This window comes from Aeromonas genomosp. paramedia (assembly GCF_023093515.1).
GTDB lineage: Bacteria > Pseudomonadota > Gammaproteobacteria > Enterobacterales > Aeromonadaceae > Aeromonas.
Genome location: NZ_JAAROG010000001.1, coordinates 377,616 through 399,340, shown reverse-complemented (window position 1 = coordinate 399,340; position 21,725 = coordinate 377,616). Strand labels below are relative to the sequence as shown.

25 protein-coding genes are annotated in these 21,725 nt (G+C 63.2%); 18 read left to right on the top strand and 7 right to left on the bottom strand.

Annotated features, from left to right (window positions below):
• Positions 1-241 precede the first annotated feature (241 nt).
• Positions 242-2,689, bottom strand: coding sequence for an ATP-dependent helicase HrpB (gene hrpB / locus HB860_RS02030; RefSeq protein ID WP_247625583.1), 2,448 nt, complete (start codon positions 2,687-2,689; stop codon positions 242-244).
• A gap of 235 nt (positions 2,690-2,924) precedes the next feature.
• On the opposite strand from hrpB, the gene thpR reads away from it, so the two are divergent.
• The 9 genes from thpR (at position 2,925) to HB860_RS01985 (ending at position 10,056) form a co-directional block, all read left to right on the top strand.
• Positions 2,925-3,470 (top strand): RNA 2',3'-cyclic phosphodiesterase, encoded by a 546-nt coding sequence (thpR, locus tag HB860_RS02025; RefSeq protein WP_247625582.1) that lies wholly within the window; start codon positions 2,925-2,927, stop codon positions 3,468-3,470.
• Entirely contained in the window at positions 3,467-4,204 is a 738-nt protein-coding gene (sfsA, locus tag HB860_RS02020; protein ID WP_139434071.1) for a DNA/RNA nuclease SfsA, read from the top strand. Before thpR ends, sfsA begins: the two co-directional genes overlap by 4 nt.
• A gap of 125 nt (positions 4,205-4,329) precedes the next feature.
• Complete coding sequence (gene dksA, locus HB860_RS02015) at positions 4,330-4,779, top strand: RNA polymerase-binding protein DksA (RefSeq protein WP_005329052.1); 450 nt, start codon at positions 4,330-4,332, stop codon at positions 4,777-4,779.
• Positions 4,780-4,891: 112 nt separating this feature from the next.
• Positions 4,892-5,794 carry a tRNA glutamyl-Q(34) synthetase GluQRS gene (gluQRS, locus tag HB860_RS02010; protein ID WP_282101138.1) on the top strand — a complete coding sequence of 301 codons (903 nt, stop codon included), beginning with the start codon at positions 4,892-4,894 and terminating at the stop codon, positions 5,792-5,794.
• Positions 5,795-5,937: 143 nt separating this feature from the next.
• Positions 5,938-7,410, top strand: coding sequence for a polynucleotide adenylyltransferase PcnB (gene pcnB, locus HB860_RS02005; RefSeq protein ID WP_162519105.1), 1,473 nt, complete (start codon positions 5,938-5,940; stop codon positions 7,408-7,410).
• 10 nt (positions 7,411-7,420) lie between these two features.
• Positions 7,421-7,918, top strand: coding sequence for a 2-amino-4-hydroxy-6-hydroxymethyldihydropteridine diphosphokinase (folK, locus tag HB860_RS02000; RefSeq protein ID WP_247625581.1), 498 nt, complete (start codon positions 7,421-7,423; stop codon positions 7,916-7,918).
• A gap of 18 nt (positions 7,919-7,936) precedes the next feature.
• Positions 7,937-8,731, top strand: a complete 795-nt coding sequence (gene panB, locus HB860_RS01995; protein ID WP_247625580.1) for a 3-methyl-2-oxobutanoate hydroxymethyltransferase — start codon at positions 7,937-7,939, stop codon at positions 8,729-8,731.
• Between the two features lie 102 nt (positions 8,732-8,833).
• Entirely contained in the window at positions 8,834-9,688 is an 855-nt protein-coding gene (gene panC, locus HB860_RS01990; protein WP_247625579.1) for a pantoate--beta-alanine ligase, read from the top strand.
• A 20-nt stretch (positions 9,689-9,708) separates the two neighbouring features.
• A complete protein-coding gene (locus tag HB860_RS01985; protein WP_139434066.1) occupies positions 9,709-10,056 on the top strand; it encodes a putative quinol monooxygenase in 348 nt (115 codons plus the stop codon).
• 61 nt (positions 10,057-10,117) lie between these two features.
• On the opposite strand, the gene HB860_RS01980 is transcribed toward HB860_RS01985, so the two are convergent.
• The 3 genes from HB860_RS01980 to hpt all read right to left on the bottom strand — a co-directional run bounded on the left by HB860_RS01980 (position 10,118) and on the right by hpt (position 12,448).
• Positions 10,118-10,891 carry an ABC transporter permease gene (locus HB860_RS01980; protein WP_025328198.1) on the bottom strand — a complete coding sequence of 258 codons (774 nt, stop codon included), beginning with the start codon at positions 10,889-10,891 and terminating at the stop codon, positions 10,118-10,120.
• The gene (locus HB860_RS01975) at positions 10,888-11,805 is read right to left on the bottom strand and encodes an ABC transporter ATP-binding protein (RefSeq protein ID WP_139434064.1); all 918 of its coding nucleotides are present in this window, start codon (positions 11,803-11,805) and stop codon (positions 10,888-10,890) included. The genes HB860_RS01980 and HB860_RS01975 overlap by 4 nt, the downstream gene beginning before the upstream one ends.
• 112 nt (positions 11,806-11,917) lie before the next feature.
• Entirely contained in the window at positions 11,918-12,448 is a 531-nt protein-coding gene (gene hpt / locus HB860_RS01970) for a hypoxanthine phosphoribosyltransferase (RefSeq protein ID WP_041205063.1), read from the bottom strand.
• A 201-nt stretch (positions 12,449-12,649) separates the two neighbouring features.
• Here hpt and HB860_RS01965 point away from each other — a divergent pair, with 201 nt between their 5' ends.
• Positions 12,650-13,264 (top strand): TetR/AcrR family transcriptional regulator, encoded by a 615-nt coding sequence (locus HB860_RS01965; protein WP_025328201.1) that lies wholly within the window; start codon positions 12,650-12,652, stop codon positions 13,262-13,264.
• 79 nt (positions 13,265-13,343) lie between these two features.
• Here the strand turns inward: HB860_RS01965 and HB860_RS01960 are convergent, their stop codons facing one another.
• Both HB860_RS01960 and mpl read right to left on the bottom strand, forming a co-directional pair.
• Positions 13,344-13,955 (bottom strand): flavin prenyltransferase UbiX, encoded by a 612-nt coding sequence (locus HB860_RS01960; protein ID WP_139434063.1) that lies wholly within the window; start codon positions 13,953-13,955, stop codon positions 13,344-13,346.
• Complete coding sequence (mpl, locus tag HB860_RS01955) at positions 13,952-15,316, bottom strand: UDP-N-acetylmuramate:L-alanyl-gamma-D-glutamyl-meso-diaminopimelate ligase (RefSeq protein ID WP_247625578.1); 1,365 nt, start codon at positions 15,314-15,316, stop codon at positions 13,952-13,954. The genes HB860_RS01960 and mpl overlap by 4 nt, the downstream gene beginning before the upstream one ends.
• Before the next feature lie 234 nt (positions 15,317-15,550).
• Here mpl and ppa point away from each other — a divergent pair, with 234 nt between their 5' ends.
• Positions 15,551-16,081 carry an inorganic diphosphatase gene (gene ppa, locus HB860_RS01950; RefSeq protein WP_005329022.1) on the top strand — a complete coding sequence of 177 codons (531 nt, stop codon included), beginning with the start codon at positions 15,551-15,553 and terminating at the stop codon, positions 16,079-16,081.
• 26 nt (positions 16,082-16,107) lie between these two features.
• Here ppa and HB860_RS01945 read toward each other — a convergent pair whose 3' ends face one another.
• A complete protein-coding gene (locus HB860_RS01945; protein WP_193558717.1) occupies positions 16,108-16,458 on the bottom strand; it encodes a hypothetical protein in 351 nt (116 codons plus the stop codon).
• 123 nt (positions 16,459-16,581) lie between these two features.
• Between HB860_RS01945 and HB860_RS01940 the strand changes: the two genes are divergently transcribed.
• The 7 genes from HB860_RS01940 to HB860_RS01910 all read left to right on the top strand — a co-directional run bounded on the left by HB860_RS01940 (position 16,582) and on the right by HB860_RS01910 (position 21,722).
• Positions 16,582-17,460 carry a hypothetical protein gene (locus tag HB860_RS01940; protein ID WP_247625577.1) on the top strand — a complete coding sequence of 293 codons (879 nt, stop codon included), beginning with the start codon at positions 16,582-16,584 and terminating at the stop codon, positions 17,458-17,460.
• Positions 17,461-17,679: 219 nt separating this feature from the next.
• Positions 17,680-18,222, top strand: coding sequence for a YtfJ family protein (locus HB860_RS01935; protein WP_139434059.1), 543 nt, complete (start codon positions 17,680-17,682; stop codon positions 18,220-18,222).
• A 43-nt stretch (positions 18,223-18,265) separates the two neighbouring features.
• Positions 18,266-18,556, top strand: a complete 291-nt coding sequence (locus tag HB860_RS01930; RefSeq protein ID WP_348773016.1) for a hypothetical protein — start codon at positions 18,266-18,268, stop codon at positions 18,554-18,556.
• A 35-nt stretch (positions 18,557-18,591) separates the two neighbouring features.
• Positions 18,592-19,197: a DUF2796 domain-containing protein gene (locus HB860_RS01925; RefSeq protein ID WP_247625575.1), complete on the top strand. Its 606-nt coding sequence runs from the start codon at positions 18,592-18,594 to the stop codon at positions 19,195-19,197.
• 4 nt (positions 19,198-19,201) lie between these two features.
• The gene (locus HB860_RS01920; RefSeq protein ID WP_247625574.1) at positions 19,202-19,888 is read left to right on the top strand and encodes an ABC transporter ATP-binding protein; all 687 of its coding nucleotides are present in this window, start codon (positions 19,202-19,204) and stop codon (positions 19,886-19,888) included.
• A 79-nt stretch (positions 19,889-19,967) separates the two neighbouring features.
• On the top strand, positions 19,968-21,215 hold the full coding sequence (locus HB860_RS01915; RefSeq protein WP_247625573.1) for an ABC transporter permease: 1,248 nt from the start codon (positions 19,968-19,970) through the stop codon (positions 21,213-21,215).
• A gap of 33 nt (positions 21,216-21,248) precedes the next feature.
• Positions 21,249-21,722 (top strand): DUF3299 domain-containing protein, encoded by a 474-nt coding sequence (locus tag HB860_RS01910; protein ID WP_139434054.1) that lies wholly within the window; start codon positions 21,249-21,251, stop codon positions 21,720-21,722.
• Positions 21,723-21,725: the final 3 nt, after the last annotated feature.

Here is a 21,725-nt window from a genome sequence, read left to right as displayed (position 1 = left end):
CTTTCCTTTCTACTTGTGATGTCGCATGCGCGAACGTCCGATCGGGCTTAACCAATCGAACCTGGATCCTGGGTTTCGCTTCGCCAGACAAAGGGATGCCCCCTCATCCCCAGCCCTTCTCCCCTGTCGTTGAAAAAGGGAGAGGAGAAGGGGGCAAACACCAGGCTCGCTCGGTTCCTCTCCCCCTGGGAGAGGGTGAGGGCCGTCTGCTGGCGTTGGGCTTCCCCATGCCAGCCCCCACCTACAACCCCATCTTCTTCTTGGTGACTTTGGTCGGCATGGCCTCCAGGGGATTGTCCGGCCAGTAGTGACGGGGGTAACGCCCCTTCATCTCTTTCTTCACCTGCTCGTAGGAGCCCGCCCAGAAAGCGGCGAGATCGGCGGTGATCTGCAGCGGCCGCTGGGCCGGGGAGAGCAGCTCCACCACCAGGGGCACCCGGCCATCGGCCACACAGGGGGTGGTGCCCTGCCCGAACATCTCCTGGATGCGCACCGGGATCACCGGGGCCTGCCCCGGCTGATAGCGGATCCGTACCCGGCTGCCGGTCGGCGCGCTGAAGTGGCTCGGCAGCGCCTCGTCCAGCCGTTTTGGCAAGGGCCAGGGCAGGGACTGGCGCAGCAGATCCGAGAGGTTGAGCCTCTTGAGCTGCTCCAGCCGGGTCATGCCGCTCAGGGCTGGCAAGAGCCACTCCTCCAGCCGGGCCAGCAGACTCTCGTCGTCCACGGCGGGCCAGCCCTCGTCCGGCAGCCAGTCGCGGGCGCAGCGCAATCGGGCCAGCAAGCCTTCACTGCCCTCGTCCCAGGGCAGCACGTGCAGCCCCTTGCGACGAATGCCCTGCAACAGGCAGCGCCCCTTCTGCTCGTCGGAGAGATCGGTCAGCGGCCGCTGCCCGAGCACCAGTTCGCCGATCACCTGCTGGCGCTCGGCCCGCACCCGCTCCTCGCGCTCGTCCCAGTCGAACCACTGGCGCTCGCTCACCAGCTCCGGCAGCTGGCGCACCAGCTCGTCCAGCGCCACCGGCTCGGCGATGAAGATGCGGCTGCCGCGATCGTTCTGCCCCATCTCGATGGCGATCAGGGCCCCTTGTCCCTGACATGGGTGACCTTCTACCAGATCGCAGCTGATCCCACCACTGAGTTGATAGCGGCTGCCGCCGCGCAGCTTGCCGATCCTGTCCGGCCAGGCGAGGGCGCACAGCAGCCCCAGCCACTGCCCCTGGGCGCCGGCAGGGCGGGCCCCCAGCCGCTCGAACCAGCGGGCGGCCCCCTGACGCAGGGCACCAAGACGGCGATGGAAGAGCACGGAAAGGCGCTCAGATCCTCGCAGATCTTCTTCCAGCAGCGCCACCAGGAATGCCGCATCGGCGACAATCCCTGTCAGACCCTCGGCCTCCAGCTCCCGGGCCCGCAACAGCATGCGCGCCAGACGGGGATGAGTGCCGAAGGCGGCCATGGTGCGGCCAGCCGGAGTGAGTTGTTGCTCAGCCTCCGGCTTCATGGCGCCAAGGGCCACCAGCAGGCGACGGGCGCTCGCCACCGCAGGGGCGGGGGGCATGTCCAGCAGCGGCAGATCTTCTACCTTGGCCCCCCACTGGGCGGCGTCCAGCAGCAGGCCGGTCAGCTCCTGGGTGAGGATGTCCGGCGGGCTCTGCTCGGCGAGGCGCTCCTGCACCTCGGCGCTCCACAGCCGGTAGCAGACCCCGGGGCCGAGACGGCCGGCACGGCCGGCCCGCTGGGTGGCGGAGGCCCTGGCAATCTGACGGGTCTCCAGCCGGGTGACGCCGCTTCTCAGATCGAAGGTGGCGCGCCGCTCCAGCCCGCTGTCGATCACCACAGAGACCCCCTCTATGGTGAGGGAGGTCTCCGCCACATTGGTGGTGAGCACCAGCTTGCGACGCCCCGCCGGAGCGGGCTCGATGGCCGCCTGCTGGGCCGCCATGTCGAGACGCCCGTAGAGGGGGGCGAGGCGCACGTCATCCGGCAGGCGCCCCTCCAGCCACTGGGCGAGCCGCTCTATCTCCCCCTGTCCCGGCAGGAACACCAGGGTGCTGCCGGCGTGGGCCGCCAGCGCCTCCAGCACCACGGCGCCCACCTGGGGCTCCAGCCACTGCTGGCGATTGGCGGGGCGGTAGTGGTAGTCGATGGGAAAGCCGCGCCCCTCGGAGCGGATCACAGGGGCGTCCGGCAACAGGGCCTCCAGCGCCATGCCCTCCAGGGTGGCGGACATGATGAGCAGCTTGAGATCATCGCGCAGCCCCTGCTGGCTCTCGATGGCAAATGCCAGGGCGGTATCGGCATGCAGGCTGCGCTCGTGGAATTCATCGAAAATGACGAGCGAGACGCCGCTAAGCTCGGGGTCTTGCTGCAACATCCGGGTCAGCACCCCCTCGGTCACTATCTCGAGCCGGGTCGCGGCACTGGTGCGACTCTCGCCCCGCACCCGCAGCCCGATGCGCTCCCCCACCTTCTCCCCGAGCTGGCGCGCCAGAAAACCCGCTATGTTGCGCGCCGCGAGGCGGCGGGGCTCCAGTATGATGATGCGGCCGGGCAGCCGGTTTCGGCGCACCAGTTCCAGGGGCAGCAGGGTCGACTTGCCCGCCCCCGGGGGGGCCTGCAGTATCACGCTGGCGTGGCTGTCGATGGCATCAAACAGCTCGGGCAGCACAGAGACGATGGGGAGTTGGGACAAAACGGCGAAGACCTTCTGTGGTGACCATGAAAACGGCGCCCATTCTGCCACAGCCAGCCGCCCACCGTCAGCAGCCGTGCCGGGGGCGCGCCAACCGGTTGGGGCAGACCCGGGACGTCCCCGCCGGTACGACAGCCACGCCCGGACAGGCGCGAGACGCGACCAGGAGACATCCGCAGACGAGCTGCCATAGAATGGCCCTTTCATGTGAGTACCACGAGGACCGACGCTGCGCATGCCCAGACTCTTCTTTGCCCTGCCCCTGCATCAGCTTGCCCCCGCCCTGATCGACTGGCGCGAACGGCGACCCTGGCCTGGCCTGCCGGTGCCCGAGCGCAATCTGCATCTGACCCTGGCCTTTCTCGGCGAGGCCGACGAGGCCACCCAGGCCAGGCTGATCGCCGCCGCCGGGCAGCAGCGCTGCCCCCCTTTCAGCGTCCATCTGGATCAGACAGGCTGGTTTCAGCGTGCCAAAGCCGCCTGGGTGGGACCCAGTGAGTGGCCAAACGAGCTGAACGTCCTCGCCAGGGCCCTGCGTCGCCACGGCGAGAAGCTGGGGCTTGGCAACGGGGAACAGGGCTACCGCCCCCATGTCACCCTGTCGCGCAAGGCCGGCGAGGCCCCGTATGCGCTGCCCGCCCCCGATCTTGTGCTGCAGGCGGAGAGCTTCTGCCTCTACCAGTCCGTCAGCACCCCGCAGGGGGTCAGCTATGAACCCATCGCCTGCTGGCCCCTGCGTGCCCGCATCAAAGAGACCAACAGCGAGGAGCTGACCCCATGATTTTCGATCCCCCTTTGCAATCCGGTCTGCTCATCGCCCGCTACAAGCGCTTCCTGACCGATGTGCAGCTCGACAACGGCGAGGTGATCACCCTCCACTGCGCCAATACCGGTGCCATGACGGGCTGTGCCGATCCGGGCACCCGGGTCTGGTACTCCACCTCAAGCAACCCCAAGCGCAAGCTGGCCCACAGCTGGGAGATAGCCGAGAGTCCGGCGGGTCACTTCATCTGCGTCAACACGGCGCGGGCCAACCAGATCGCCCGGGAGCTGATCGAGCAAGGGGCGCTGGCGCCGCTGGCGGGTTATGCCAGGCTGCGCACCGAGGTGAAATACGGGGAGGAGAACAGCCGCATCGACCTGCTGCTGGAGGATGATCACAGGCCAAGTTGTTACATAGAGGTGAAATCCGTCACCCTGCTCGACGAGCGGGAACAAGCGGGCATGGGCTACTTTCCCGATGCGGTCACCGCCCGTGGCGCCAAGCACTTGCGTGAATTGATGGCCATGAAGGCGGCCGGGCACAGAGCCGTGCTGCTGTTCATGGTGTTGCACTCCGGCATCGCGAGAATGCGCCCTGCAGCCCATATAGATCCGCACTATAGTCAGCTTGTTGAGCAGGCGATGGCGGCAGGGGTTGAAATTTTATGCTATCGCCCCCATGTTGGGGTGCAGGGCATGGTGGCTCAAGATTTTATTCCATTTGAATCTGACCATCTGCTACCCGAGGGCTGAGAATAAATGCTGGAGTGGGTAACATTATTGACAAGGCTTGTTTGCCTCCCGTTGACCCTTCTGCTATAGATACCGCCCTCAATTTATGGATGGCACGGGTAGCGTGCTGAATTAGGAGACAGGGCATGCCAACAGGCGAAAACAGGAAATCTCTGGGCCCCCTGGCCATTGCGGGTGTAGAGCCTTACCAGGTAAAAGCCGGTGAGGAGTACATGAATGACCAACAAAAGGTACATTTTCGCAAGATCCTGGGAGCCTGGCGCAACCAACTGATGCAGGAAGTTGACCGCACCGTCGACCACATGAAGGATGAGGCTGCAAACTTCCCGGATCCGGTCGATCGCGCCGCGCAGGAAGAAGAGTTCGCACTCGAGCTGCGCACCCGCGACCGTGAACGCAAGCTGATCAAGAAGATCGAGAAGACCTTGCTGCTGCTCGAAGAAGACGACTTTGGCTACTGCGAACACTGCGGTATCGAAATCGGTATTCGTCGTCTGGAAGCCCGTCCGACTGCCGACCTCTGTGTCGACTGCAAGACGCTGGCTGAAATCAAGGAAAAACAGATGGCTGGCTGATGCCGCCCATCGACATGGACAAAAAAGGGAGCTCGCAGGCTCCCTTTTTTATTGAGCTTTTCCCACGACCATCCCAGAATGCAGCCTCAATGCATCGTCTACCCGAATTCCCATGGCCATGACCCCCTCCTCCCCTGTCCGACCCCATGTGGGACGCTTCGCCCCCTCCCCGTCCGGTCCGCTCCACTTCGGCTCCCTGGTCGCCGCCCTCGGCAGCTTCTTGCAGGCGAGATCGCAACAGGGGCGCTGGCTGGTGCGCATCGAGGACATAGATCCGCCGCGGGAGATGGCCGGGGCCAGCGGGCTCATCCTCCAGACCCTGGAGGCCCATGGCCTCGGCTGGGATGGGGAGGTGATGTACCAGAGCCGGCGCCATGGGCGCTACGACGAGATCATCGAGGGGCTCTACCGGGCCGGGGATCTCTATTGGTGCCGCTGCACCCGGCGCGAGATCATGGCGGCGGGCGGCTTCTACAACGGCCACTGCCGCACCCTGGGGCTGACCGCAGAGGGCTGCGCCGCCCGCCTGCGCCAGCACCATCCGGTCTACCACTTCGAGGATCAACTGCAGGGCCATATCGCTGTGCCTGCGGCGCTCGCCGAGGAGGACTTCATCGTGCGCCGCCGGGATGGGCTCTACGCCTACAACCTGGCGGTGGTGGTGGATGACATGGACAGCGGCATCACGGAGATAGTGCGCGGCGCCGATCTGCTGGAGCCCACGGTGCGCCAGATTGCCCTCTACCAGACCCTGGGTGCGGACGTCCCCGCCTGGGTGCACCTGCCGCTGGCGGTGCTGGCGGATGGCAACAAGCTGTCGAAGCAGAACCACGCGCCGGCGCTGGCACAGGATGACGTCAGGCCCGCCCTGTGGCAGGCCCTCGCCTTCCTCGGCCAGTGCCCGTCGCCCTGCCTGAGAGAGAATACCGTCGACGAGATCATCGCCTGGGGCATTGCCCACTGGCAGCTGGCCCGGGTTCCCCGCCAGCAGAAGATAGTGCTGGGGGCAAGATAGGCAGGCCCCCAGAGCAAGGGCAGACCATCGCGTTTCTGGTGTCACCGGGTCCGGATCGGGGAAGCAGACCGCAGCGTTTCTCATTTGGTCGGGCCTGAGCTATGATAGGCCGCTATTTTTTGGCCTCCCGTCAATTTGAAGTCATGAAGAGGTGTACCATTTTTTCCCAGATCGCAAACTTTTGCCGCAAGGTGCTCGGCAAGGAAGACGGCGAGCAGTCGATGGAGTCTCCCATTCCAGCCCGTGTCGCCGGTCAACGTCGAACCTTGAGCCGTGACCAGCACCCCATCTCGCGCAAAGAGATCAGCGAGAATGCGCTCAAGGTGCTCTACCGCCTGAACAAGGGAGGCTACGAAGCCTACCTGGTGGGTGGCGGCGTCCGTGACCTGCTGCTCGGGAAAACGCCAAAGGATTTCGACATCGCCACCGATGCCACGCCTGAGCAGATCAAGGCCTTGTTCAGCAACTGCCGCCTGATCGGCCGTCGTTTCCGCCTGGCTCACATCGTCTTTGGTCGTGACGTGATCGAAGTGGCTACCTTCCGTGGTCACCACCATCAGGTCAATACCAGCAAGCACGTATCGGCCCAGTCGGATGAAGGCATGCTGCTGCGCGACAACGTCTACGGCACCATAGAAGAGGATGCCGAACGTCGCGACTTCACCGTCAACGCCCTCTACTACAGCGCCAAGGATTTCACCCTGCACGACTTCGAGGGTGGCATCGAGGATCTTGCCGAGCGCAAGCTGGAGCTGATCGGTGACCCCGAGACCCGCTACCGGGAAGATCCGGTGCGCATGCTGCGCGCCGTGCGCTTCGCCGCCAAGCTGGAGATGACCATAAGCCCGCGCACCGCCGCCCCCATCCGGGAACTGGCGCCCCTGCTGCAGGACATTCCGGCCGCCCGCCTGTTCGAGGAGACCCTCAAGCTGTTCCTGGCCGGTGACGGTCTCGCCACCTACAAGCTGCTGCGGGAATACGGGCTGTTCCAGCCCCTGTTCCCCCAGGTCGCCGCCCTGTTCACCCCCAACGGCAACTCCCCCTACGAGCAGTTCATCGAGCTGGCGTTGATGGATACCGATACCCGGGTCCGTGAAGAGAAGCGCGTCACCCCGGCCTTCCTCTATGCCACCCTGCTGTGGGGCGCCGTCGAGGCCCGTGCCCGGGTGCTGGAAAACGAGAGCGGCCTGCCTTGGCACGACGCCTTCATGCTGGCCATCAACGAGGTGCTGGATGCCCAGGTGCGGATCATCGCCGTGCCGCGCCGCTTCACCACGGACGTGCGCGACATCTGGGCCCTGCAACAGCGCCTGACCCGTCGCCAGGGTCGTCACCCCGAGCGCGCCATGGAGCATCCGAAGTTCCGCGCTGCCTTTGACTTCCTGTTGCTGCGCAACCGGGTCGAGCGTGGCCTCGGCGAGCTGGCCAGCTGGTGGGAGCGCTATGTGGCCTCCAACCCGGATGTGCGTCCGCAACTGCAACGGGAAGCGACCCGCCGCCCGGCAAGCGGTGAGCGAGCCCCGGCGGCCGAGCCGCGCGGAGACGGTGAGAAACGTGGCAGCAACAGCCGCAACCGCCGTCGCCCCCGTCGTCGCAAGCCGAAAGCGGCAGAATAAAGGCCACCCGATGATCGAGGTCTTCGTTGCCGTCGGATCCAACCTGGGCAATCCCGTCGCCCAGGCCAGACAGGCCGTCGCCGCCCTGGGCAGGCTGCCGGAATCCGCATTGCAACAGGCCTCGCAGCTTTACGGCAGCCGCCCCATGGGCCCTGCGGATCAGCCGGACTACGTCAATGCCGTGGTGCGGCTTCATACCCGGCTCGGCCCCCTGGCTTTGCTGGATCAACTGCAGAAAATCGAGCGGGAACAGGGACGTGTGCGCAAGGACGAGCGTTGGGGTCCAAGAACCCTGGATCTGGATCTGCTGCTGTACGGCGAGCAAGTCATCCAGCATGAACGCCTGATCGTTCCCCACTACGGCATGAAGGAGCGGGAGTTCGTCCTGCTGCCCCTTGCCGAAATCGCCCCCGCCCTGGTGCTGCCCTGCGGCACCCCGCTCACCGAACTGGTTGCCCGCTGCCCGCGCAATGGTCTCGAGATCCTTGCCGATGCCACGGGTGAGTAGACGAGTAGGAGCAACGTAATGAGCAAGATCACCATCACCGACCTGCAGAAGATGAAGCAGGACGGACAAAAAATCACCGCCATCACCGCCTATGACGCCACCTTCGCCAAGCTGTTCGACGACGAAGATGCCCAGGTGCTGCTCATCGGTGATTCCCTCGGCATGGTGCTGCAGGGAGGGGACGACACCCTGGCCGTCAGCATGGATGAGATGGTCTATCACACCCGCTGCGTGGTGCGTGGCGCCAGCAAGGCGCTGGTGGTCACCGACATGCCGTTCATGAGCTATGCCACTCCCGAGCAGACCTACCAGAACGCCGCCAAGCTGATGGCCGCTGGCGCCCGCATGGTGAAGATGGAAGGGGGCGACTGGCTGTGCGAGAGCATTCGCCACCTGACCCGCAACGGTGTGCCTGTCTGTGGTCACCTGGGGCTGACCCCGCAATCCGTCCACGTGTTCGGCGGCTTCAAGGTGCAGGGGCGCGACGAGTTCCACGCCCAGGAGATCTACCGCCAGGCCCTCGAGCTGCAAGCCGCGGGCATCCAGCTGCTGGTGCTCGAATGCGTGCCGGTCGCCCTGGCCGAGCGCATCAGCAAGGCCCTGCGCATCCCTGTCATCGGCATAGGCGCGGGCCCGGCCACCGATGGCCAGATCCTGGTGATGCACGACGCCTTTGGCATCACCTCCGGCTATGTGCCCAAGTTCACCAAGAACTTCCTGGCCGAGACCGGTGACATGCGCGCCGCCATCCGCCTCTATGTGCAGCAGGTGAGCGAGGGTACCTTCCCCGGTCCCGAGCACTGCTTCAACTGATCCTGGCCTCATGAACCGCAACGGGGGCTAGGCCCCCGTTTCGCCTCCCTCTCTGGCCTATGCAATCCCTGTTTTATTGACCTATCCGAAGGTGAACTGTTGATGTTGGTTGTGAACAATCCTGCCGCTCTGCGTGAACAGATCGGCCAATGGCGCCGCGAAAGCCGCGCCATCGCATTCGTGCCCACCATGGGCAATCTGCACCTGGGCCATCTCACCCTGGTCGATGAGGCCCGCAGCCACGGCGAGAAGGTGGTCGTCAGCATCTTCGTCAACCCCTTGCAATTCGACAAGGCCGAGGATCTCGCCAACTATCCCCGCACCCTGGAGCAGGACTGCGCCGCCCTCGAGGCCGCCGGCGTGGATCTGGTGTTCACCCCAACCCCGGAGCTGATGTATCCCCACGGGCTGGCCAGCCAGACCTTCGTCGAGGTGCCGGGTCTCTCCGGCCTGCTGGAAGGGGCGCTGCGCCCGGGGCACTTCCGCGGTGTCAGCACTGTCGTCACCAAGCTGTTCAATCTGGTGCAGCCCGACGTGGCCTGCTTCGGCCAGAAGGATTACCAGCAGCTAGCGCTCATTCGCAAGATGGTGGCCGACATGGCCATGCCGGTCGAGATAGTCGGCGTGCCCACGGTGCGGGCCGAGGACGGGCTGGCCCTCTCCTCGCGCAACGGCTACCTGACCGCTGCCGAGCGCGCCCTGGCCCCCGAGCTCGCGCGCACCATGAACTGGATAGCCGAGCAGATAGAGGCGGGGAACCACCACCTGCCCTCCCTGGTGGCCCAGGCCAGCCAGCGTCTCGACAACGCCGGATTCAGGACGGACGCCATCGACATCGTCGACGCCGACACCCTCGAATCGGCCAGCGCCGCCAGCAAGCGGCTGGTGATCCTGATGGCCGCGTATCTGGGCAAGGCCCGCCTTATCGACAATAGTGTCGTCACCCTTCAGGGCTGAGACACGGCAAGGAGACAAAGATGTCCAAGAAGGTTTATTGCATCGCCCAGTTCCTGCCCAAGCCGGGCAAGGAACAGGCCCTGTTCCAGGTCTTGCAGGGGCTGGAGCCCAATACCCTGAGGGAAGACGGCTGCCTGCAGTACAGAGTCACCCGCCACATTGCCAGCCCCTTCGCCGAGGGGGAGAGCTTCCCCATCGTCTTCAACGAGATCTGGCAAGACATGGCCAGCTTCGAGGCCCACTGCCAGCGCGCCGAGATCAAGGCCTTCTTCGAGCGTTACTGTCTGGCCGAAGAGGGGCTGGCGGCCAAGTGGAACGTCTGCGTCTACAGCGACGAGCCGGCAGACTATGACGCCCCTGCCCTCTGAGGCAGATCTCAAGCACATAAAAAGGCGCCCGAGGGCGCCTTTTTGCTGGCCGGCTTGCGCCTCAGTGGCGCAACCCGGTACCCCGGGAAATCAGCCACCAGGCCAGCCCGTAGAGGGCGACGATGAAGCCGATGATGATGAGGTAGGCGGTGCCGAGCGGCACGTCGGAGATGCCGAGGAAGCCGTAGCGGAACGCATTCACCATGTAGATGATGGGGTTCACCTGGGAGACCCCCTGCCAGAACGGCGGCAGCAGGCTGATGGAGTAGAAGACCCCACCCAGATAGGTGAGCGGCGTCAGGATGAAGGTCGGGATGATGCTGATGTCATCGAACGACTTCGCGAACACGGCGTTGATCAGCCCCCCCAGGGAGAACAGGATCGAGGTCAGCAGCACGGTGAAGCAGACGCTGAACAGGTGGTGAACCTGCAGCGGCACGAAGAACAGCGACACCAGGGTGACGATGAGGCCGACACACAGGCCCCGGGCCACGCCGCCGCCCACGTAGCCGGCGATGATGATGTAGTTGGGCACCGGCGCCACCAGTAGCTCCTCCACGTTGCGCTGGAACTTGGCGCTGTAGAAGGAGGAGGCGACGTTGGAGTAGGAGTTGGTGATGACCGACATCATGATGAGGCCGGGCACGATGAACTCCATGTAGCTGAAGCCCCCCATGTCGCCGATGCGCGAGCCGATGAGGTTGCCGAAGATGACGAAGTAGAGGCTCATGGTGATGGCCGGCGGTACCAGGGTCTGGATCCAGATCCGGGTAAAACGGCTCACTTCCTTGGCCAGTATGCTCTTGAAGGCGATGTAATAGGTCATGGGGTTCATGCTTTGCGACCCTCCTCTACCAGGTTGACGAACAGCTCTTCCAGCCGGTTTGCCTTGTTGCGCATGCTCAGCACCTTCACCCCCTGGGCGGAGAGCTGCTCGAACAGGCTGTTGAGGGACTGGCTCTTGTCCAGCTCCACCTCCAGGGTGTGCTCATCCTGCATGCGACCGTTGAATTCGGGCAGGGTCGGCACCTGGCTGCCGGGCACCAGATCCAGCAGGAAGGTCTCCCGCCCCAGCTTGCCGAGCAGGTTCTTCATGCTGGTGTTCTCGATGAGGCGCCCCTTGTCGATGATGCCGATGTTGCGACACAGCATCTCGGCCTCTTCCAGGTAGTGGGTGGTGAGTATGATGGTGACACCCTGCTCGTTCAGATCCTTGAGGAAACTCCACATGGAACGACGGATCTCGATGTCCACCCCGGCGGTCGGCTCATCCAGGATCAGCAGCCTGGGCTCGTGCATCAGGGCGCGGGCTATCATCAACCGGCGCTTCATGCCGCCGGAGAGGGTGCGGGCCGCCATGTCGCGCTTGTCCCACAGATCGAGCTGACGCAGGTACTTCTCGGCGCGCACCTTGGCCTCGGCACTTGGCACGCCGTAGAAACCGGCCTGGTGGGTGACAATCTGGCTCACCTTCTCGAACTGGCTGAAGTTGAACTCCTGGGGCACCAGCCCGAGCTGGGCCTTGGCCAGCTCCAGATCGGTGTCGATGTCGTAACCGAACACCTTGACCTTGCCGGCACTCTTGTTCACCAGCGAACTGATCACGCCGATGGTGGTGGACTTGCCCGCCCCGTTCGGGCCGAGCAGGGCGAAGAAATCCCCCTGCTTGACGGTGAGATCTATGCCCTTGAGGGCTTCGACGCCCCCCTGATAGGTCTTCTTCAGACCGCTGATTTCCAATGCGTTCATTGCAACCCCTGTGATGGATGTGCCCATCTCGAGACAGAAAAGGCGGCTCGAGCGCCGCCTGAAGACAGTCGATGGCGGGCGGCCAAGCTGCCCTGCCACGTCCGAGCCTTGCTTACTCTTGCGGAACTACCTTGCCGATGAAGGGCAGATTACGGTACTTCTGGGCGTAGTCGATGCCACAGCCCACCACGAACTCGTCCGGAATGGCGAAGCCAATCCAGTCCACCGGCACCTGGACCTCACGACGGGACGGCTTGTCCAGCAGGGTGCAGATGGCCAGGGATTTCGGTTCGCGCAGGGAGAGGATCTCGCGCACCTTGTTGAGGGTGTAACCGGTGTCGATGATGTCCTCGACGATCACCACGTCCTTGCCTTTGATGTCATCATCCAGATCCTTGAGGATGCGCACGTCACGGGTGCTGTGCATGCCGGAGCCATAGCTGGAGGCAGTCATAAAGTCCAGAGTGATGGGCAGCTGGCACTGACGGCAGAGATCGGCCAGGAAGACGCAGGAGCCGCGCAAGAGGCCAATCATCACGACTTCATCGGAGCCCTGGTAACGGGCGGTGATCTCTTCACCCAGTTTGGCGATCCGGGCGGCGACCTCGGCCTCGGAGATCATCACCTCGACGTTGTGTTTCATCACATACTCCAATAATGGCCAAAGGGTTATTGGCCGTTCATTAACATCAAAACCGATGATTCTACCACTCCAACCGGAAGGCGTCAGGCATACGTGATGCTTTTATCGGCTTATTTTAATTGATAGAGTTAGCAAGCCTTCGGGCATTATCGGTGACAATACTATAAACACCATAATCAATAACTATTAGATGAAAAAACTATGGAACCACGCGCAGAAATAAGACGTCGGACCCGGCTGTCGCCGGAGGCTCGTCGTGATCAATTGATGGAATGTGCCATCGAGGTATTTTCCCGTCGCGGCATCGGCCGTGCGGGACATGCCGAGATTGCCGAGCAGGCCAAAGTCTCGGTTGCCACCGTGTTCAACTATTTCAACACCCGTGAAGATCTGGTCGATGAAGTGCTGGCAGAGATTGAAGGCTTTGTGCAGCAGATCCTCGAGCAGGCGTATAACGGCCAGGGCTCGGTCAGGGACAGCATCCACCGCCATGTGAAGCTGTTCGTTGACGCCGCCTATGACAAACCGGACCACGCCAGCATCTGGCTGGAATGGAGCTCATCGGTACGGGAAGAGGTCTGGCCCCGTTACACCCGCCTGCTGGACAAGGCGCTGGAGCGCATCGCCCCCCACCTGCAAGCGGCCATGGACAGCGGCGAGATCCAGAGTGTGCTGTCGGCGCAGGATCTGGCCCGCTCCCTGACCGGGTTCGGCTACGTCATGATGCAGATGATCAATCAGCCACAGCGCCCGAGCCGGGAAGAAGTGACCGATTTTCTGTTCAAGTACGTGACGGCCCCCCTCCAGGTGGTCTGATCCTCCCTGCCAATAAAAAGCGGCGCCGGACTGTTCAGGTCGGCGCCGCTTTTGTTTGTCTCTATTTCGTCTCGCTGACTCAGGACTTGGCATAGCCCCAGCGACTGGTCAGCTCATGCTCGACCCCCAGATGATCGAGAATGCGGGCGACCATGAAGTCCACCAGATCCTCGATGCTTTTCGGCTCATGGTAGAACCCCGGTGCGGCGGGCATGATGGTCACCCCGAGCCGCGCCAGTTTCAGCATGTTCTCCAGATGGATCGCCGAGAAGGGGCTCTCGCGGGGCACCAGAATGAGCTGGCCACGCTCCTTGATCACCACATCCGCCGCCCGCTCCAGCAGGTTGTCCGAGGTGCCGTTGGCAATCGCCGAGACGGTGCCCATGGAGCAGGGACAGACCACCATCTGTTTCGGCGCCGCCGAACCGGAGGCCACCGGCGAAAACCACTCCTCCTTGCCGCACGCCACTATCTGCCCCTCTTTGGCGCCATATTGGCGACAGAGATGGGCCGACAGCTCTTTCGGCGAGCCGGGCCACTCCTGCTGCTGCTCGGTCTTGAGTACAACTCTGGCCGCCGATGAGGCGAGCAGGTAGACCCGATAGTCCGCCTGCACCAGACACTGGAGCAGGCGCAGGGCATAGGGGGCGCCGGAGGCGCCGGTCAGCGCCAGGGTGATCTGCTTGTTCATGATGTGCCTTGCCTGAGGCGGGCGATCAGCTTGTCATGAATGCCACCGAAGCCGCCGTTGCTCATGATCAGAATATGATCCCCCGAACGGCTCTCGGCCACCAGGGCGCCGATCAGGGTCTCCAGATCGTCAAACACTTGCGCCGGGCGGCTCATGTGGGCTGTCACCTCCCCGAGATCCCAGCCGATGTTGGACGGCTGGAAGAAGAACACCTGGTCGGCGCCGTCGAAGCAGCCGGCCAGCTCTTCTTTATGCACGCCGAGCTTCATGGTGTTGGAGCGGGGCTCCAGCACCGCCAGGATGCGGGATTCACCCACCTTGGCGCGCAGGCCGCCGAGGGTGGTCTCGATGGCGGTGGGGTGGTGGGCGAAGTCGTCATAGACGCTGATGCCTGCCACTTCGCCCTTGAGCTCCATCCGCCGCTTGGGGGACTTGAACTGGCAGAGAGCTTTGATCCCGTGCTCCACCATGACACCGGCATGGCGGGCGGCGGCGATGGCCATCAGGCCGTTGTTGACGTTGTGTTCGCCGATGCACTCCCAGTGCACCTCCCCCTGCTTGACGCCATCCAGCCACACCTCGAAGGCGGAGCCGTCGTCGGTCAGCTTGACCGCCTTCCACTTGGCGTCGTCCTGACCCACCAGCTCCACCTCGCTCCAGCAGCCCATCTTGCGCACGGCGGTGAGGTTGTCGTCGGCCTGGGGGAACAGCACCCGGCCATTGCTCGGCACGGTACGCATCAGGTGGTGGAACTGGCGCTGGATGGCGGCGAGATCCGGGAAGATGTCCGCGTGGTCGAACTCCAGGTTGTTCATCACCAGGGTACGCGGGTGGTAGTGGACGAACTTGGAGCGCTTGTCGAAGAAGGCGCAGTCATACTCGTCCGCTTCGATGACGAAGAAGGGGGCAGCGCCCAGACGAGCGGAAACCGGGAAGTTGCCCGGCACGCCACCGATGAGGAAGCCGGGTTCGAGCTTGGCGTACTCCAGCACCCAGGCCAGCATGCTGGCGGTGGTGGTCTTGCCATGGGTGCCCGCTACGGCCAGCACCCAGCGATCCTGCAGCACGTGCTCCAGCAGCCACTGGGGGCCGGAGATGTAGGGCAGATTGCGATCCAGCACATACTCCACGCAAGGGTTGCCACGGCTCATGGCGTTGCCGATCACCACCAGATCCGGCGCCGGATCGAGCTGGGAGGGATCATAACCCTCGGTCAGCTCTATGCCTTGCTGCTCGAGCTGGGTGCTCATGGGGGGATAGACGTTGGCATCCGAGCCGGTGACTCGATAGCCCAGCTGTTTTGCCAACACCGCCAGACCACCCATGAAGGTGCCGCAGATCCCGAGAATGTGAATGTGCATACCGCTGCCTTTTCCAGTAAAGGGAGTGCGCATTCTAGGGTCTGTTGACCCGGTGGCACAAGCCGCGACCATGGCCAGAGCGCAGTCAGCCCCGACGAGGCGACAGAAATCGGACGAACTCAGGCGGCGCGACATCCACCAGCGTGCTCCCCTGCCCGCGAAATATGGTCATTTGACAGGACATCGCTATAATGTCGGCCTGCAAACTTGACTCCAACACTCAAAGGAAACGTCATGAGCCTGAACCTGGTACCGGCTGGCAAGAGCCTGCCTGACGACATCTACGTCATCATCGAAATCCCGCAGAATGCCGACCCGATCAAATACGAAGTCGACAAGGACAGCGGTGCCATCTTCGTTGATCGCTTCATGTCCACCCCTATGTTCTACCCGTGCAACTACGGTTACGTGAACGCCACCCTGTCCCTGGACGGTGACCCCGTCGACGTGCTGGTGCCGACTCCCTACCCGCTGCTGGCCGGCTCCGTCATTCGCTGCCGTCCGGTCGGCGTGCTGAAGATGACCGACGAATCTGGCGAAGACGCCAAGATCGTGGCCGTTCCCCACTCCAAGCTGACCAAGCAGTACGATCACATCCAGGATGTGAACGACCTGCCCGAGCTGCTGAAAGCCCAGATCCAGCACTTCTTCGAGCGCTACAAAGAGCTGGAAGCAGGCAAGTGGGTCAAGGTGGAAGGCTGGGGCGACAAGGCCGCTGCCGAAGCCGAAATCCTGACTTCTGCCGAGCGTTACGCTGCCAAGTAAGCGTCTCTCTCGCAAAAAAAGGCGCCTTATGGCGCCTTTTTTATCGGCCGTTGCGGGGACTGGCCGGGAGGATCCCCCTGGATATAGAGGTCGCGCCCGTTCTGTCGATAGGGGCGGTAATAGTTGTCGCCACAGCGATATTCCCGCCCGGCGCCCCCCACCAGATCGCAGTTGACCGGCAGCACCTCCAGCCACTTGACGGCCTGCTGGAACCGCAACCACTCCTGCCACTCATGTTCCCGTGCCAGCTGATCCCGCAGGGCGAAGGTATCTGCCGTGGACATGCCCTGATTGACGATCACCTGACCCGCCAGTGCCGGCAGAGAGAGCAATATCAGCAAGCACATTGAAACAGGCTTCATGGTTATTTCCCGCATGACTTATTTCCCTGATTAAATTTAAAGCTGGATCAGATAATTACCAATATCGTCATCACTAAACCAATCCAAATTCCGTCGGCTCACCTAGTTGTTTAGTATCACCCAAGCAGGATGCACACCATGAAACTGGCACAAGGCCTGCTGTGGAGTCTACTCTTCGGCTCCGCGGCTATGGCCAACGAGGTCAACCTGAGCTGGCAGTGGCAATCAGCCGACGGTCAACGCAAGCACCTGCAACTGAGCACGGACGAGCGGGTCCTCTCGGCCAGCCGCCACGAGATGACGCTGCTCGATACCTCCCTCAACTACCCGCTGGAGACCCTCTACTCCTACATCAGCCCCAGGCTCTACAACAGCATCAACCAGATCAACCAGCACAGCCCGGAGACGGCGACCAAGTTTCGCAATCTGGAGCAGGCCTTCACCCTGCATGACAACAGCTTAGAATCCACCCAGTTCTGGCAAGCCTACGAGCAGTATCAGGAAGATGCCTTCTACGAGATGCGGGTGCTGCCCTGCGTGCACCCGGCCAATCGCCAGCTCCCCTGCGTGAGGCCCAACTACTCCCAGCTGTTCTACCAGTTCAAGGGGGATCTCAAGCCTCTGGCCCGGCAGTTCTCGGCCAAGGATCTGGCCACCAGCGTCACCCTGCTGCAGGAGTGGCTGAGCGCCATCCCCACCCCGCCCGAGCAGATGGATCACTTCGCCCCTCCCCTGCAGGCCCTGCAGGACAACAAGGCCGACAGCGACGAGAAGGCGCTGCTGATGGCCAGTCTGCTGGCGGAGCTGGCACCGCAATACAACCTCAGCATCATCTATCCGGGCATCAGCATCGGCAGCGTCTCGCCGGCCTGGCTCGCCATCACCGCCGACAGCGGGCTGAAAGGGGACACCCTGGTGATAGACAACCAGCGCCACGTGCTGCTGACCGGCTCCCCCCTGCTGGCCCAGCAGATGACCATGGCCCAGATCCCCCTGGTCAGTGAGCCACTCTATTGAGTCCAGCGCCCAAAACATGGGCAACCAGTTGATTTTTATCGACTCCGTGCCATCCTTGCCGCCGTTGTTTGCAGATTCAGGGGCAGATTGATGCTGCGACCTGATCAACTCTCGCGTTTATTTAACACTTTTTAAACAGATCCGATCAGTTTAGGATGTGGGTTGTCCCATTCCCTCGATCCCAAAATCGTTATAACATAACAAAGGAGTGTCATACGGATGAAACATCTCGTACTTACCCTGGCGCTGCTGCCAACCCTGGTTCTGGCCCACAACATCAAGGAGTCGGCCCAGGTGCCGCTGGTCAACATCGGCGACAAGGGTGAGCTTGTGCTGAAGGATAAAGCGATCAGCTATCAGCCCTGGCAAAGCAAGGTACTGACCGGCAAGGTCTTTCTGATCCAGCATATCGCGGGTCGCTCCAGTGCCAAGGAGCTCAACGCCCCCATGATAGAGGCGATCAAGGCGGCCAAACTGCCCCATGACAAGTACCAGACGGTCACCATCATCAACAGCAATGACGCCATCTGGGGCACCTCCGGCTTTGTGAAGAGCAGCGCCGAAGACAGCAAGAAAGAGTTCCCCTGGTCCGCCATGGTGCTGGATGCCAAGGGCATGGCCCGCAACGCCTGGGATCTGGCGCCGGAGAGTTCGGCCATCATAGTGCTGGATAAAGAGGGCAAGGTGCTGTTTGCCAAAGATGGCCAGCTCGATGCCACCGAGATAACCAAGGTGATGGGGCTCATCCAGTCCCATCTCTGAATCAGAGAGAAGGGCGCTGATGGCGCCCTTTCCATAAGGGTCTATGGGTCGTTCCACGTTGACAATCTGGGTGTTGCTGCTGGGCTGGTTGTGGATGCAACCGGCGCTGGCACAGCACCCGCTCGAAGCCGACCTGCCCGAACATAGCCATGCCTGCACCCTCTGCGCCCTGCATCTGGATGGCAAGCTGGCACTGACCCCGGCCCCCGTCGTCCCCACCCCGTCCTCTGCCATAGCGCTGTTTATCGGCGCCACCCTGCCGAATGTCACTCCCACCACTGCTGGCCAGTGCCGCATTCGTGCACCACCACCGCTTCATCGCTTATCCGGCTAAATCCATTTTTCAATAAATTTTTCAAAGGATTAACGATGAAAGCTATCACCCTGTTGCTGGCCGCAGCCGCCTTCGGCGCCCAGGCACATCACGACGAACACGAGAGCCACGGCCACGGTGCCCACGAGCACGGCCACGGCCATCTCAATCTGGTGGTCGACGGCAACCAGCTGATGATCGAGCTGCAGGCACCCGCCGCCGATCTGGTGGGTTTCGAGCACGCCGCCAAGAGCGAGGAAGAGAAGGCGCAATACGCCAAGGCGGTGGCCCGGCTCCAGCAGCCTGACGCCCTGTTCCGCCTGGACCCGGCCGCCGGCTGCAAGCTGACCCAGCAGGAGCTGCAAGCCGCCAAAGAGGATCACGACCATGAGCACGATCATGACCATGACCATGACCATGACAAGGCTGCCAGCGACGAACATGAGCACCACCATGACGAAGAAGGTCATGCCGACACTGGCCACGCCGATCTCGGAGCCATGTATACCTACACCTGCGCCACTCCGGCCAAGCTCACCGGCCTGGAGGCCACCCTGTTCAGCCTCTACCCGAGCCTGGAGAAGCTGAGCGTGCAGGGCATACTGCCCACCGGCCAGACCGCGGCCGAGCTGACCCCGTCCGCCAACAAGCTGAGCTGGTAACGCCATGAAAAACGCCGTGGTTGAGATCCGCGATCTGGCCTTTGCCTGGCCAGGTGGCGAGGCCGTGCTCGATCTGCCCGCCCTCACCATCACCGAGGGGGAACGGGTGTTTATCAAGGGGCCGTCGGGCTCCGGCAAGTCCACCCTGCTCGGCTTGCTGGCCGGGATCCAGACCGCCAACCACGGCACCCTGGAGGTGCTGGGCCAACCATTGGCCCGGCTCTCCGGCCGTGCCCGTGACCACTTCCGGGCGGCCAATCTGGGGTACATCTTCCAGCAGTTCAATCTGCTGCCGTTTTTATCCGTGCTGGACAACGTCACCGCCGCCCTCACCTTCTCCCCCGAGAAGCGCGCCCGCCTGCAGGGGAGCCCTGAGCAGGAGGCGCGCCGCCTGCTAGGGGAGCTGCAACTACCGGACGAGGCGCTGCACAGACCCGTCCACGCCCTCAGCATCGGCCAGCAGCAGCGGGTCGCCGCCGCCCGGGCGCTGATCGGCTCGCCCCCCCTGGTGATCGCCGACGAGCCCACCTCGGCCCTGGATACCGACAACAGAGCCGCCTTCATCCGACTGCTGTTCGAGGAGTGCGACAAGCAGGGGTCGACCCTCGTGTTCGTCAGCCACGACCCCTATCTGGAGCCCCTCTTCCCCCGGGTGGAGAATCTACAACTGCTCAACCGGAGGGCGGCATGATGACTGACGCAAACCAGGGCCTCTGCCCGGCCAGCCCCGTCGGGTCGGGTCGATCACAAGCGAAAGAACGGAGGGCACCATGCTGAAACTCGCCCTGCAAAGTCTCTGGGCCCGTCGCCTCACCGCCGGGCTCACCCTGCTGGCCGTGGCCATCAGCGTCACCCTGCTGCTCGGGGTGGAGCGGGTGCGCAGTCAGGCACGGGACAGCTTCGCCAACACCGTCTCGGGTACCGATCTCATCGTCGGCGCCCGCTCCGGTCAGGTGAACCTGCTGCTCTACTCGGTGTTTCGCATCGGCAACCCCACCAACAACGTGGGGTGGGACTCCTACCAGGCCATCAAGACAAAGCCAGGCGTCGCCTGGACCATCCCCCTCTCCCTCGGTGACTCCCACAAGGGGTTCAGGGTGCTCGGCACCAATGGCGACTACTTCACCCATCTGAAGTACGGCCAGCAGCAGTCGCTGCAACTGCGCGAGGGACGTCCGTTCGAGACGCCGTTCGAGGCGGTGCTGGGCGCCCAGGTGGCACAGAAGCTGGGCTACAAGCTGGATCAAGCCATCGTCATCGCCCACGGCGCTGGCAACACCTCCTTCAGCCAGCACGACAACATGCCGTTCAAGGTGGTGGGCATTCTGGCACCGACCGGTACCCCCATAGATCGCACCATTCATGTGCCGCTGGCGGGCATAGAGGCGATCCACCTGGGCTGGGACACCGGCCGTCACAGCAAGAACGTCACCCCGGAGCAGGCGCTTGCGCTGGATCTCACCCCCAAGACCATCACCGCCTTTATGGTGGGCCTCAGTAATCGCATCTTGGCGTTCCAGTTGCAGCGCAGCATCAACACCTACCCCAGGGAGCCGCTGATGGCCATCCTGCCGGGTGCCGCCCTGCAGGAGCTGTGGAGCCTGATGAGCGTGGCGGAGACGGCGCTCTCTGTCATCGCCGGCTTCGTGGTGGTGGCAGGCCTCATCGGCATGCTGACCACCCTGCTGGCCGGGCTCAACGAGCGGCGCCGCGAGCTCGCCATATTGAGATCCCTGGGCGCGTGTCCTTCCCACCTCTTCCTGCTGCTGGCGCTGGAGGCGATGGCGCTGACCACCCTTGGCATCGCCCTCGGGGTGGCCGCGCTCTATCTCGGCCAGGGGCTTGCCACCCCCTGGCTGCTCAGCCACTATGGCCTGCAAATGAGCCTGGGGCTGCCGAGCGCCTATGAGTGGCAACTGCTGGGGCTGGTCTGGCTGGCGGGCATGGTGATCGGCCTGCTCCCCGCCGCCCGCGCTTACCGCTACAGCCTGAGCGACGGCATGAGCATCCGCGTCTGACCCCGGACGCATACGACCAAGAAAGAAGGACAGATGATGAAGTGGAAGATAGTGGCGCTGCTGGCCGGCCTGCTGGTGCTGCCTGCCATGGCCGCCGATTACAAGACCATCGACTGGGACGTCTTGATCCCGGAGGGGGAGAAGCTGCTGCCACCGCCCCAGGTCAATCACGAAGATCCCATGTCGGTGCCGCAGCCGGTGGGCGGGGTGAACAAGAAGCTGGACAACCAGGAGGTGCGGATCCCCGGCTTCGTGGTGCCGCTAGAGGGGGATGCCAAGACCATCACCGCCTTCCTGCTGGTGCCCTACTTCGGCGCCTGCATCCACGTGCCGCCGCCCCCCACCAACCAGGTGATCTACGTGAGCTACCCCAAGGGGGCACCGGTGGACGATCTCTGGGACGCCATCTGGGTCAAGGGCAAGATGCACACCGTCAGCTCCAGCCACGAGATGGCGACCGCCTCCTACTCCATGGATGCGGTCGAGGTCAGCGTCTACGAAGAGTAAGCC